General features: G+C 64.1%; 9 protein-coding genes. 7 read left to right on the top strand and 2 right to left on the bottom strand.

The genetic code is table 11. The annotated features are described in order from the left end of the window. The first annotated feature begins 51 nt into the window (after positions 1-51). A complete protein-coding gene (locus GEV01_RS21485; RefSeq protein WP_152807549.1) occupies positions 52-951 on the top strand; it encodes a helix-turn-helix domain-containing protein in 900 nt (299 codons plus the stop codon). Here GEV01_RS21485 and GEV01_RS21480 read toward each other — a convergent pair. Continuing rightward, positions 948-2,255, bottom strand: a complete 1,308-nt coding sequence (locus GEV01_RS21480) for an MFS transporter (RefSeq protein WP_152807615.1) — start codon at positions 2,253-2,255, stop codon at positions 948-950. The two genes, GEV01_RS21485 and GEV01_RS21480, sit on opposite strands and share 4 nt — an antisense overlap. Positions 2,256-2,317: 62 nt before the next feature. Then, a complete protein-coding gene (locus GEV01_RS21475) occupies positions 2,318-3,166 on the bottom strand; it encodes a TauD/TfdA family dioxygenase (protein WP_175023164.1) in 849 nt (282 codons plus the stop codon). 418 nt (positions 3,167-3,584) lie between these two features. On the opposite strand from GEV01_RS21475, the gene GEV01_RS31425 reads away from it, so the two are divergent. The 6 genes from GEV01_RS31425 to GEV01_RS21445 all read left to right on the top strand — a co-directional run bounded on the left by GEV01_RS31425 (position 3,585) and on the right by GEV01_RS21445 (position 12,915). Continuing rightward, the gene (locus GEV01_RS31425) at positions 3,585-5,219 is read left to right on the top strand and encodes a methyl-accepting chemotaxis protein (protein ID WP_152807547.1); all 1,635 of its coding nucleotides are present in this window, start codon (positions 3,585-3,587) and stop codon (positions 5,217-5,219) included. 171 nt (positions 5,220-5,390) lie between these two features. Beyond that, positions 5,391-8,057, top strand: a complete 2,667-nt coding sequence (locus tag GEV01_RS21465; protein WP_152807546.1) for a TonB-dependent receptor plug domain-containing protein — start codon at positions 5,391-5,393, stop codon at positions 8,055-8,057. 73 nt (positions 8,058-8,130) lie between these two features. Next, complete coding sequence (locus GEV01_RS21460) at positions 8,131-8,961, top strand: hypothetical protein (RefSeq protein WP_328595584.1); 831 nt, start codon at positions 8,131-8,133, stop codon at positions 8,959-8,961. A 54-nt stretch (positions 8,962-9,015) separates the two neighbouring features. Beyond that, positions 9,016-10,869, top strand: coding sequence for a protein translocase subunit SecD (gene secD / locus GEV01_RS21455; RefSeq protein ID WP_152807544.1), 1,854 nt, complete (start codon positions 9,016-9,018; stop codon positions 10,867-10,869). A 78-nt stretch (positions 10,870-10,947) separates the two neighbouring features. Further along, complete coding sequence (locus GEV01_RS21450; protein WP_152807543.1) at positions 10,948-12,375, top strand: hypothetical protein; 1,428 nt, start codon at positions 10,948-10,950, stop codon at positions 12,373-12,375. 60 nt (positions 12,376-12,435) lie between these two features. After that, positions 12,436-12,915, top strand: a complete 480-nt coding sequence (locus GEV01_RS21445; protein ID WP_152807542.1) for a hypothetical protein — start codon at positions 12,436-12,438, stop codon at positions 12,913-12,915. Positions 12,916-12,939 lie beyond the last annotated feature (24 nt).

Genomic DNA, 12,939 nt, shown 5'->3' with positions numbered 1-12,939 from the left:
AAGACTGCCGCGCTCGATAATCGCTTCTCCGCCATAAGCCTGGACGAGCCCATGGGTACCGCGATAGACAATACCGAAGTGTTGAAAGACTGGTTCCTGCGCAGCGGTGTGCACACGCCGCTGCACACCTGCATCGGCCCCTTGCCCAGCTCCAAGGCCTCCATCGTGCGCTGGACCAGCAACCAGCCGGACTCGATGATCCAGACCATCAGCTCCCACCCCAACGATTACCGCATCGCCATCATGCTGGAGCCGGTCGACGCCCGCATCTGGCTGCACGGCCAGCCGGTGTGGGGCGGGGTGATCGCGGCCGAGCGCTTCCGTATCTGTCCGCCCAGCGGCTCCAGCCAGTGGAGCCGCCTGAGCAGCTGCGACATCGTCAACCTGTTCGTGCCGGCCGCGCTGATCGACAACCTGAACGCGCAGCGCGAAACGCCGCTGAGCCTGGGCGCCCAGCAGTTCACCTCGGACCGCCACGTGATGGAACTGGTGCGCCGCATGCTCAACGCCGACGCGCTGGCCGGGCCGCTGCAATCGCAGTATTGCGACGGCATGATGGTGGCGCTGCTGAGCTATCTGCTGGAGCATTACAGCCGGCCGGCGGCGGCGCCGCAGTCCAGCACGCTGGGCGGCGGACGCCTGCGTCGCGTGCTGACCCACATGGGCGCCAACCTGGCTACCGGCGTCAGCAACCGCGATCTGGCCGCGCTGTGCGGCATGAGCGAGGCGCATTTCTCGCGCGAGTTCCATCTGGCGCTGGGCCTGCCGCCGCACCGCTACCTGATGAAGATGCGGCTGGAGCAGGCGCGCACCATGCTGCTGGCCGGCGGCCGGCCGATGGGCGACATCGCCGAAGCCTGCGGCTTCCACGACGCCAGCCATTTGTCGCGCACCTTCAGCCGCCATTTCGGCACGCCGCCGGCCAGGTTCCGCCAGCAGCGCGGCAACTAACCCTTCAACAACTGGCGCGAAAAACTCACCACCGCGCCCACTGCGGCAAAGCCGGCCGCCGTCGCCAGCGCATAGGCCGGGCCGTGCGTGTCGGACAGCGTGAAGCAAAACGCCACCAGCGCCGCGCCGGTGGCCTGGCCGCTCAGGCGCGCGGTGGCGACGATGCCGCTGGCGCTGCCGGCCCGCGCGCGCGGCGCGCTGCCCATGATGGCCTTCATGTTCGGCGCCTGGAAGAAGCCGAAACCCAGCCCGCACAAGGCCATCCGCCAGCAGATGTCGAACGCCGTGGCGTGCGCCGGCAGCGTCGCCAGCAGTAGCGCGCCGACGCACAGCACCACCAGGCCGATGCCGCCCAGCGTGCCGGCGGCGTAGCGGTCGCTCAGCCTGCCGGCCACCGGACCCATCACCGCGACCAGCACCGGCCACGGCGTCATCAGGAAACCGGTATCGATGGGCGAACGGCCCAGCGTGTGTTCGAAGAAAAACGGCAGCGAGACGAAGGCCAGGCCCTGCACCGCGAAGGTACAGAAGGCCGTCAGCGCCGACAGCGCGAACATCGGCTGGCGGAACAGGTCGACCGGAAACAGCGGCGCCGCGTGGCCGCGCTGGCGGCGCAGCAGCAGCACCCAGCACAGCGCGGCGGCGCCGAGTTCGAACGGCAGCCGGGCCGGCGCGGCCCCATGCGCGGCCTCGCCCAGCGCCAGGATCAGCAGACCGAAGGCGCCGACGTTGTACAGCGCCGCCGCCAAGTCCAGCCGGTGCGCCGCGCGTCCCGTGTGCGGCAGCGCCCGCCAGGCGGCGGCCAGTGCCAGCACGCCCAGCGGCACGTTGATCGCGAACAGCCACGGCCACGACGATACGGACAGGATCACCGAGGCCACCGTCGGCCCCACCGCGAAGGCCACCGCCACCACCAGCGCGTTGGTGCCGAAGCCCTGGCCCTGGCGCTCGGGCGGGTAGATGGCGCGTATCAGCGCGGTGCTGACCGCCATCATGGCGCTCGCGCCCAGACCTTGCAGCAGCCGCGCCGCCACCAGCGCCGGCAGCGACCACGCCAGCGCGCAGGCCAGCGAGGCGGCCGTGAACAGCGCCAGCCCGCTGATGGCGACGCGCCGGTAGCCGGCGATCTCGCCCAGCGCGGCCAAGGGCAGCAGCGTCGCGACCATCGCCAGCTGATAGGCGTTGACGATCCACACCGATGCCGCCGGCGTCGCGTGCAGCTGCTGCGCCATGGCCGGCAGCGCGGTGTTGGCGATCGCCGTGTCCAGCGAGGCCAGCGCCACGCCGGTCATCAGCGACAGCATGGCCCAGGTGCGTTCCGCCGGCGGCAGGCCGGTCTCCGCCGTGGCGCAGGCGTCCACCGTGCTCAATCGCGCACCACGCCGGATGGGCCGATGCGTTCGGCGTTGGGCACGTCGGACATGCGGATGCGGATCAGGTGGCGGCGCTCGTCCTCGTAGGTGGTGCGGCCGTGCAGCATGCGGTGGTTGTCGGCCCACAGCAGGGTGTCGGTGGCCAGCTGCTGCTTGAAGCGCGGCGCGCTGTGCTCGGCCACTTCGTTCATCAGCGCCAGTGCGTCCACCAGCTCAGGCGAACTGAGGTCGGGCCGCACGGCCAGGCCTTTCTGGATGGCGTCATAGCGCCAGCGCAGCGTGAAGCGGTCGCCGTCGCGGCGCGGCGCGTCGAACACGCGCGCCACGTGGTGCTCGATGGCGGCGTCGCCGGCAGCGTACACGGCCGGCACGCGGAACGGCACCGGCGTGCTGCTCAGCAGCTCGTAGGCGTCGCGGCCGGCGGCTGTTTGCTGCAGCGTCTGGTAAATGTCTTCGCCGTCGATCAGCAGCGAGTGGCCGCCCTTGCAGTCGGCCGCCTGCACCACGTACAGGATGAACTGCTCCTCCGGCATCGGATAGAACGAGGAATCGGTGTGCATGTCGGCGCTGCCGACGCGCTCGGAAAAGGTGGTGAAGCGGGCGTCGCTGTGCGCGCCCGGCCGCGCCTTGACGTCCCAGGCCACGCGGCCGGTGCGCTGGTCGGTGGAGGTGGGGTAGCCCAGCATCAGCGTGATCGCGTACAGCGCGGCGTTGCGGCGGTCCTCGCTCAAGCCTTGCAGGCCGAGGCCGCTCAGGGCGACGCCGTTGCTGCCCGTGGCGCGCAGCTGCCGCGTCAGCCGGCGCAGCGCGCCGACTTCGCCCAGTTCGGCGCGCAGCGCCACTTCTTCCGGATGGGCGTAAAAACCGTTTTCATTAAAGTCATTAAATCGGCGGCTGATGATTCGATATATGTTATTTAAATCATCTCCCCAAGATATATCAGTAGCGCAAATAGTGACATTCTCACTTTTATTCAATGACGTAGACATAAGAGTTCCTTTTATTTAAGGAGTGGCGGGGCAGTGGGGAGCGGATATTCTAATGCCGTCAAACGGATTGAACTGTTGTATTTAATGCGGTTTGGAAACTAAAATTTCACGCAGTGTCATTATGAAAATGCTTTAGAAACAATGTGTTGCGAACGATCAACAAGTGGAAAATACCCGCTGTGTGTTGAGCATTGCATGCGCTATGATTCGAATCTGACTCAGCCCGCTTTGCGGAAGTTACTATCAAAATAGACGTTTAAGGACTAGCAAAATGAAATGGTTTAATTCCCTGCGTCTGGCGCAGAAGCTAGGTCTGGCATTCTCGTCGGTATTGGCGATGACTGTACTGGTGGGGGTATTTTCGATTTGGGAGCTATCCCAGGTTAATAATACGGCCAAGCGTTTTTCCGCCCGCTGGATGCCCAGCATCCGGGTGATCGAGGACATCAAATCGCAGATCGCGCGCATCCGCACCCGCGAGCTGCAATACATCATTTCGTCCAGCCCGGCGGACATGGACAAGTACGACCAGGTGATCGCCAAGGATCTGGAAGACTTGAAGAAAATGCAGGATGACTACACGGCGCTGGCCGTCACCGACGAGGAGCGCGCCAAGTACGCCAATTTCGTCGAGCTGTGGGGCCGCTACATGCAGGAAGACGCCAAGATCCGCGCCGCCGCCCGCGCCAAGGACGACGACAAGGCCAGGGCGCTGATCCGCGGCGAGTCGAACAAGCTGATCGTGGCCCTGCGCGGCCAGGTGGACCAGCTGGTCGATTTCTACACCGACGGCGGCAAGCAGGAGGCGGTCGAGGGCGACCGCCGCTATGCCTCCTCGCGGTTGTGGATACTGGTGCTGATGGCCGGCAGCGTCGCGTTCGGCGCCGTCGGCGCGTTGTTGATCACGCGCTGGCTGACGCGCAGCCTGGGCGGCGAGCCCGACTACGCTACCGGCATCGTCAGCCAGATCGCCGCCGGCGACCTCGGCGTCACTGTCGAGACCCGGGCCGGCGACAGCACCAGCCTGCTGTTCGGCATGCGCACCATGCGCGACAACCTGGAGAAAATCGTCGGCGAAGTGCGCGGCGCCACCGGCGTGATCGCCAGCGCCTCCGGCCAGATCGCCGCCGGCAACCTGGACCTGTCCTCGCGCACCGAGCAGCAGGCCAGTTCGCTGGAGGAGACCGCCGCCTCGATGGAGGAGCTGACCTCGACCGTGCGCCACAACGCCGACAACTCGGCCCAGGCCAAGCAGCTGGCCACCGACGCCGCCAGCGTGGCGCAGAAGGGCAGCGCGGTGGTGGCGCAGGTGGTCGACACCATGGGCGCGATCAACACGTCGTCGCGCAAGATCGCCGACATCATCGCCGTCATCGACGGCATCGCTTTCCAGACCAATATCCTGGCGCTGAACGCGGCCGTCGAAGCGGCCCGCGCGGGCGAGCAGGGACGGGGCTTCGCGGTGGTGGCGACGGAAGTGCGCAACCTGGCGCAGCGCTCGGCCGCGTCGGCCAAGGAGATCAAGGAGCTGATCGGCGAGTCGGTCGGCCAGGTGGAAATCGGCAGCAAGCTGGTGGCCGAAGCCGGCGCGACCATGAACGAAGTGCTGGAGAGCGTGCAGAGCATGGCCGGCGTGATGGCGGAAATCAGCCACGCCAGCCGCGAGCAGAGTTCCGGCATCGAGCAGGTGAACCAGGCCATTTCGCAGATGGATACCGTGACCCAGCAGAACGCCGAGCTGGTGCAGCAGGCGGCGTCGGCCGCGCAGGGTTTGCAGGAGCAGGCTGCCACGCTGTCGCAGCTGGTCAGCGTGTTCCAGCTGAAGGATGGCAGCCGTGCCAATACGCCGTCGCTGCGCCCGCCGCGCGGCAAGCCGTGGCCGGTGTTGAGCGGGGCGTTGCGCTAGTAGCGTCCGCTGGCGATGGCGTGGCCTGCATCCCACAGTTTGCACTGCGGCATGGGAATGCGAGCCGGATAGTACAAAAACAGCAGTTCCGTCCGTGACCTGGGCACGGCGACCCAACACACTCCAGACAGTTTCAGGGAATTCATCAAACTGTCACACAACGGAGTGTTCATGTCGCAAATTCGCCCTATCGTTCGAGCCGTCGCGCTGCTGTGCGCCGGCGTCGCACCCTTGTACGCCGCTGCCGAGAGCAGCACTGAGACGCCGCCACGCGTGGAGATCACCGGTTCGCGCATCAAGCGCGTCGATGCCGAAACCGCGTCGGCCGTGCAGCTTATCACGGCCGAACAGATCGCCCGCATGGGCGCCGCCACCGTCACCGACGTGCTGCGCGATCTGCCGTCCGGCAATGCCGGCGGCTACACCAGCGAGGGCACGCCCGGCCAGGCCTTCGGTTCGGCCGGCGTCTCGCTGCGCGGCCTCGGCGCGGGCGCGACGCTGACCCTGATCAACGGCCGCCGCGTGGCGCCGTTCGGCTTCGGCTCGGCCTCGTTTGTCGACACCAACGCCATCCCGGTCGACGCCATCGACCGCATCGAAGTGCTGCTGGACGGCGCCTCGGCCATCTACGGCGCCGACGCCATCGGCGGCGTGATCAACATCATCCTGCGCAAGAACTACGAGGGCCTGGGCATGACGGCATCGGCCGGCACCTCGGCCTACCACGACGGCAACACCGGCGCGATCGGCCTCACCTACGGCAAGGGCACGCTGGCGCAGGACGGCTACAACTGGCTGTTGAGCTTGTCCCATCGCGACAGCAGCCCGGTGCTGGTCAACGCCCGCCCGCGCACCCAGGATGCGGACTTCCGCCGCCTCGGCCTGAGCGATCGCCGTTCCTCCTTCTCCAGCAACGCCTACACCGCATCCGGCACCACCGGCGGCAGCTTCCTCGGCATCATCGGCGATTGCCCGCCGCTGGTGGATGCGGGCTCGCCGCTGAACGGCCGCTGCGTCAACGACAACACCAGCGCCGTCACGCTGCAATCGAAGAGCCAGCGCGACAACGTCTACAGTGCGCTGACCTACGACCTGGGGCAGGGCTGGGAAATGTTCGGCGACGCCGCGCTCAGCCGCAGCCGCCAGGCATCCGGCATGTACAGCTATGCCACCAATTCCTACGGCGCCTACACCAACGACCTGGTCGACAAGTACGGCCTGTACGGCAACGCTCCTGGCACCACCATCAGCTACCTGCTGCTGCCGGCCGACCATCCGCAGAACCAGTGGGGCAAGACGGTCGGCGTGCGCTATGTGTTCAACGACATCCCGACCACCATCCGCAGCGAGAGCCGCAACGTGCGCGCCACGCTGGGCGCGCGCGGCACTGTGGGCAAGTGGGATGTGGAAGGCGCGGCCATGTTCTCGCGCTCGCTGACCGACACCAGCTATCGCGGCTACATCCAGGACAAGGTGCTGATCAACGACGTGCTCGATGCAGACGGCCTGGTGCGCAAGAACTTCCTGCTGCACCAGCCCGCCAAAAACGATGCCGGGCTGATGGGCCGCCTGTATCCGCAGCTGGACAACCACGCCGACACCAGCACCAGCAGCATCGACCTGCACGGCAACCGCGAGCTGTACACGCTGCCGGGCGGCGCGCTGTCGATCGCGGTCGGCGCCGAGTACCGCCGCGAGAAGTTCGACGCCACGCCGGATGCGCTGTTCACCGACGGTTCCATCCAGCTGATCGGCATGACCGGCTCCAACGGTTCGCGCAGCGTTACCGCCGCGTATGGCGAGCTGTCGGCGCCGGTGCTCAAGTCCGTCGAGCTGAGCCTGGCTGCGCGCTCCGACCGCTACAGCGATTTCGGTTCGGCCTTCACGCCCAAGGCCGGCATCAAATGGCGTCCGCTGCCGCAGCTGGCCTTGCGCAGCACGTATGCGGAAGGCTTCCGCGCGCCGTCGCTGCCGGAGCTGCATGCGGGGAACACCAACGGCTACAGCAAGGTGCTCGATCCCAAGCGCTGCCCGGTGTTCAGTTCCAACAATGACGATTGCGAACGCTACGTGGCCTTCACCACCGGCGCCAATCCCGACATCCAGGCGGAGAAATCCAAGAGCGTGACGATAGGTTTCGTCGCCGAGCCTGTGCCGGGCTGGTCGCTGTCGGTGGATGCTTACCACATCAAGCGCCGCGACGAACTGTCCACCATCAGCGCCAGCTATCTGCTGGAGCACGAGAGCCAGTATGGGGACCGCATCGTGCGCAACCCGGTCAGCGGCAAGCTCGATCACCTGAGCCTGATCACCGCCAACCTGTCGTCGACGCAGACGCGCGGCGTCGACGTCGATGCACGCGGCAGCTTCAGCGTCGGCGACTGGGGCCGCTTCTCGCTCAGCGCCAGCTACAACCGCATGAACAGCTACCTGAGCAGCGGCAACCCGGGCGAAGATCCGGTCGACTACGTCGGCTACTACCTGCAACCGAAGAACCGCGGCCGCGCCGGCGTGGCCTGGGATCGTGGCCCGTGGGACGCCAGCCTGAACTGGAACTACGTGGGAGGCTATTCGATCAAGAGCACGCCTGACGCGGTGTGCTCCTTCGAAGCGGCGACGCCGCAGTATTGCAATGTCCACTCTTGGCTGACGGCCAGTGCCTTTGTCCGCTACAAGGGCTGGCGCAATCTGGAATTGTCGCTGTCGGTGCAGAACCTGGCCAACAAGGAAGCGCCGATGGATGCCAGCCAGATCGCGTACCTGCAAGGCTACGGCACCTCCTACCACAGCCAGCTGGGCCGCTTCGTGCAGCTGACGGCCAGCTACAAGTTCAAGTAATCAACCCAGGCGCCGGCCCCCGTGCCGGCGCCGTTTTATGAGTCTCCACATGTCCTGTCACAGAATTTTATGTGTGCTGAGTGCGCTGCTGCTGTCCGCATGCAGCACCCTCGCGCCTGTCGATCACAACAACGACGCCTTGCGCGTCGAATGCCACTGGGATTTGCAATACCCGAGCGTGGCGCCGGCCGATGCCACGTTGGCCCAGCTGCGCGAGACGGCCACGCGCCGCCTGGCCGCGCTGAACCTGAATGCGCAATGGGAGCTGAACAGCGAAGCTGCGACTGCCGAAGCCTTTACCGACAGCGAGTCCGACCGCCAGCGCCTGCATCGCCTGCTGAGTGTGGTGCTGCCTGGCATGGAGCGCTATCCGTCCGCCTTCTTCGCCAACGTCCGCCTGCACAACATCGTGCTGGTGAAGGAACTGGCGGTGGCCGGCCAGCGCCGGCTGGCGATGCCGATGGCCGAGGTGGACAGCGTGGCCTACGCCGACAACAGCGCCAAGCTGTGCCCGGCCGGCATGGAGATGCGCGTGCATCACGAGTTCTACCACTTCATCGACTACCGCGAGCACAACGACTACTATCACGCCGATCCCGCATGGCTGGCGATGAATCCGGCCGAGCTCACCTACGGCAAGGGCGGCGCCAGCTTCTACGGCAAGAACCTGCAGGACGTCGGCCATGCCAAGCCAGGTGTGGTCAGCCTGTATTCGAGCTACGGCCAGGAAGAGGACAAGGCCGAAACCTTCGGCTGGATGATGACGCCCGACTACGCCGCGCGCCTGGACCTGTACGTGATGCAGGACGCCCACCTGGCGGCCAAGCTGCGCCACATGCGCGAACAGTTCCGCAAATACAGCCAGCCGGCGGACGCGAGAAATAGTTCAGCGACGGGCTTGTAATAGTTTCAAGCAGCCACAGTTTAGGTCGGTCCATTCTTAAAAAGTGATTAAGAGATGAATCGTTACCCGCTGTGGAAGTACATCGTGATTGTGGTCACGTTGTTGTTGGGCGCGCTCTACACCGCGCCCAATTATTTTGGACAATCGCCGGCGCTGCAGATCAGCAGCGGCAAGACCAGCGTGCGCGTCGGCGCGGAGCTGGTGCAGAAGGTCGAGAGCGCGCTGCAACAGGCGCAAGTGCCCACCACCGGCGTGGCCTATGACAGCGCCCATGCCTCGGTGCGCGCACGTTTCACCGATCCCGATACGCAATTCCGCGCCAAGTCGGTGCTGGAAAAAAGCCTGAACGCCGATACCTCCGATCCGAACTATCTGGTCGCGCTGAACCTGCTGTCCGACACGCCGAAGTGGATGCAGAGCCTGCACGCGCTGCCGATGTACCTGGGCCTGGACCTGCGCGGCGGCGTGCATTTCCTGATGCAGGTCGACACCAAGGCCGTGCTGGACAAGAAGCTGCAAGGCGTGCAAGCCTCGTTGCGCAGCGCTCTGCGCGACAAGTCGGTCCTGCATAGCGGCATAGTCCGCGTCGGCGACACGATAGAAATCAGCTTCCGCGACGAGGCCATGCGTAACAAGGGCCGGGACGTGATCGCAGGGCAGGGCACAGACCTGCGGCTCATCGATGCGGCCGACGGCGCGCAGCTGAAGATGGTCGTCACGCTGAAGCCCGAGGCGCTGAAGCAGACCATCAGCGACGGCGTCACGCAGAATATCTCGACGCTGTCCAAGCGCGTGAATGAGCTGGGCGTGGCAGAGCCCATCATCCAGCAGCAGGGCGCGGACCGCATCGTGGTGCAGCTGCCCGGCGAGCAGGACGTGGCGCGCGCCCGCGCCGTCATCGGCCGCACGGCGACGCTGGAGGTGCACATGGTCGACGAGACCGTCACGCGCGGCACCGAGATGGGCGCGGCGATACCATTGGGTTCGCAGCTGTACACGATGGGCAGGGACGCACCGGCCGTGCTGTACAAGGAAGTCGTGCTGACCGGCGACTACATCACCAGCGCCACCGCAGGCCAGGACGAGAACAACCAGCCGGCCGTGTTCATCGACCTGAATTCGGTGGGCGGCCGCAAGATGTCGGCCGCCACCCGCGACCGCGTCGGCAAGCACATGGCCATCGTGCTGATCGAGAAAACCGGCAAGCCGGAAGTGATCTCGGTGGCCACGCTGACCAGCGAGCTCAACGCCCACTTCCGCACCACCGGCGTCGGCACCGCGCAGAACGCGTCCGACCTGGCGCTGATGCTGCGCTCGGGTGCGCTGTCGGCGCCGATGGAAATCATCGAGGAACGCACCATCGGCCCGCAATTGGGGGCGGAGAATATCGCCAAGGGTTTCTCGTCGACCGTGTACGGCTTTGCCGCGATTGCCGTGTTCATGATCGGCTACTACATGTTGTTCGGCTTCTTCAGCGTGCTGGCGCTGGCCTGCAATCTGTTGCTGCTACTGGCGCTGCTGTCGCGGATGCAGGCGACGCTGACCTTGCCGGGCATCGCCGCGATCGCGCTGGCGCTGGGCATGGCGATTGACGCCAACGTGCTGATCAACGAACGCATCCGCGAGGAGCTGCGCAGTGGCGCCACGCCGCAGCAGGCCATCGCCACCGGCTTCGACCGCGCCTGGGCCACCATCCTTGATTCCAACGTCACCACGCTGATCGTCGGCGTGGCGCTGTGGGTGTTTGGCTCGGGGGCGATACGCGGCTTTGCGGTGGTGCACTGCCTGGGCATTTTGACGTCGATGTTCTCGGCGGTGTTCGTGTCGCGCGGCGTGGTCAATCTTTGGTATGGCAAGCGCAAGAAACTCGCGTCGCTGTCCATCGGCACCGTTTGGCGCGGCAAGTAGTATCATTTCGATATTGTTACCTTTGTTTATATCGTTATGGTATTTTAGTTCCCACGTTCTACATCGGAGTGAGCAGGTATGCCACCAAAAGTAAAAGGGTCGCGCAAAGCAGATGATGATGACGATGACGATCAAAAGCCCAAGCCATCCACGACGGCGTCGTCCTCGTCTGCGCCCAGCATTCCGGGCACTAAGCCTGGAACGGGGAAGAGCAAGCTACTGGCCAGCAATCCCAACGAGCGCACTGCGCCAGCCGCCGCGTCCTCCTCTTCCTCGTCATCAGCGATTGGCCGCGCCACTGTCCTCACCACGTCCTGTATTAGATACGGGAGCCACCCACCGACGCTGACCGCACGTAGGGGCGAAGTGGGGGATACCGTTACCGGCACCATGCCGCTCGGCGGCGCGCACATTAATTGCCATGGGACGATGGAAATGGCTAGGTTGCAACTATTGGGTTCGCTCAGCACTTGCATGCTTGTCTTTTTGGAGAAAGGGCCGGTGGGGTTTAAAGCGAGTAAAACCAGCGGGTCTGAATCGAAGGCTGAAATGCCTCGGGATGTGCCGAAGGGCGAAAATCCTAACCTTGCTACAGAAATTCAGATGGCGTACGACACGCGTGGTTTTTATATGGCGAGTAACGGCGGGGCTATAAGCCTGCAGACGTACATGGCAATGCTCGAAGCGATCAAGAATTCCACGATATCAGATGCTCAGACTAACAGCGAATCCAGTCTTGTGCGGGCCGTTATAAGAATAAAACAATTATCGGCACTGATGCAGAAGGGCGTCGACGGTTTTGTAAAAAACTTTAGAGATGCCGCAGATACGTCTGACTGGATTGCGCTGTTCGATCCGCGAATAACCAAGCCCAAGGGGGTAGCTAAAGACATCGGCACTTTTTTGTTCGGACTGCTTTCAGGCAAGGGATTGCATGATGTTGTCGATCACGAAAATCAGGATACCTGGCCAAACGAGGGCGACGCTGCCCGGGCTGGAATCACGCTGCACGCAGAGCTACGTATTCTCAATGCGGCTTGGAGAGTGGGGACAGGCGATTTATTCATCAACGGTGCAAAACGCGCATGCTGGGGATGCAGTAGTGTTTTTAAACATTTGAACCGGGATGCCGTCAGGCCCACCGTATTGCCCGCTTCATCATCGTCATCTGGATTGGAGTCTCCGACTTTGCCTGTCTCCTTGACCCCGTCGCTGGAAAGCTCAAGTTCCACAACTGGATCGGCAACGTCCAGCACTACTGTGCCATCACAAGCGACTTCCAGTACGACCGTTGTAACGCATTCAACGTCACAACCTTATCATCCCCGTCAAGTCTTCAAGATTTTTCGCTTGTTGGATGATGAAAACGAACTGGTCGGTGGTTTTTTCCCCAATAGCTACTGCGGTTTGCTCGAATTCGAATCAGAAGAGCCTCCAGCGGATGCCAGGACGCTGGCAGGACCCGCGCGCCGTAAATCAATCGTCTACGACAGGTCCGGGCATTAGGGTTTGCACAGCAGATTCTGATGGATAATGGCATGACTCAAAACCTGACTGGAGGCTTGCATGAAACGACTATTGTTGGGCTGCGCATTGCTGGCGGCATTTTCGGCCTACGCGGATGAGGCGGCAAGCTGCGCGGCGTCGGCCGGCAGCTATCGCACCGGCGTCGTGGTGAAGGGGCCGACCTTTTCCCACGGCCAGTTCCGCAAGGGCGTGGAGCTGTCGCACACCCACTTGAAGATGAAGGCCGACCAGGATGGCAAGGTGTACGACGTGGCGATCGACAATGTCTTCGCCAGCGGCTATACGCCCAAGCAGCGCGGCGTGCCGGCTTCGCTCAGCACCATCAAGGTGAACGACCGGGTGGAAGCCTGCGGCCAGTTGTACACCGACGGCGGCGTCGGCATCCACTGGGTGCATACCAACTGCGGCAAGACGCCGAATCCGTCCAAGCCGGATGGCTGGCTGAAAGTGATCGCCGCCGACGGTGCGCCGGGGCAGAATATCGAGAGCAACACACAGTACTGCTCGTTGTTCAACTAGTTGTTGTCGTGCTTGCTATACTGT

This window comes from Rugamonas rivuli, assembly GCF_009380165.1.
Taxonomy (GTDB): domain Bacteria; phylum Pseudomonadota; class Gammaproteobacteria; order Burkholderiales; family Burkholderiaceae_D; genus Rugamonas; species Rugamonas rivuli.
Note: the sequence above shows the minus strand (reverse complement) of the source record. Positions and strands in the feature narration are given on the sequence as shown.

What these genes read in the sequence shown, in the direction of transcription:
- GEV01_RS21485 (WP_152807549.1), top strand. Translation starts at nt 52, where the DNA reads ATGGGTACCGCGATAGACAATACCGAAGTGTTGAAAGACTGGTTCCTG.
- GEV01_RS21480 (WP_152807615.1), bottom strand. Translation starts at nt 2,255, where the DNA reads ATGCTGTCGCTGATGACCGGCGTGGCGCTGGCCTCGCTGGACACGGCG.
- GEV01_RS31425 (WP_152807547.1), top strand. Translation starts at nt 3,585, where the DNA reads ATGAAATGGTTTAATTCCCTGCGTCTGGCGCAGAAGCTAGGTCTGGCA.
- GEV01_RS21465 (WP_152807546.1), top strand. Translation starts at nt 5,391, where the DNA reads ATGTCGCAAATTCGCCCTATCGTTCGAGCCGTCGCGCTGCTGTGCGCC.
- secD (WP_152807544.1), top strand. Translation starts at nt 9,016, where the DNA reads ATGAATCGTTACCCGCTGTGGAAGTACATCGTGATTGTGGTCACGTTG.
- GEV01_RS21450 (WP_152807543.1), top strand. Translation starts at nt 10,948, where the DNA reads ATGCCACCAAAAGTAAAAGGGTCGCGCAAAGCAGATGATGATGACGAT.
- GEV01_RS21445 (WP_152807542.1), top strand. Translation starts at nt 12,436, where the DNA reads ATGAAACGACTATTGTTGGGCTGCGCATTGCTGGCGGCATTTTCGGCC.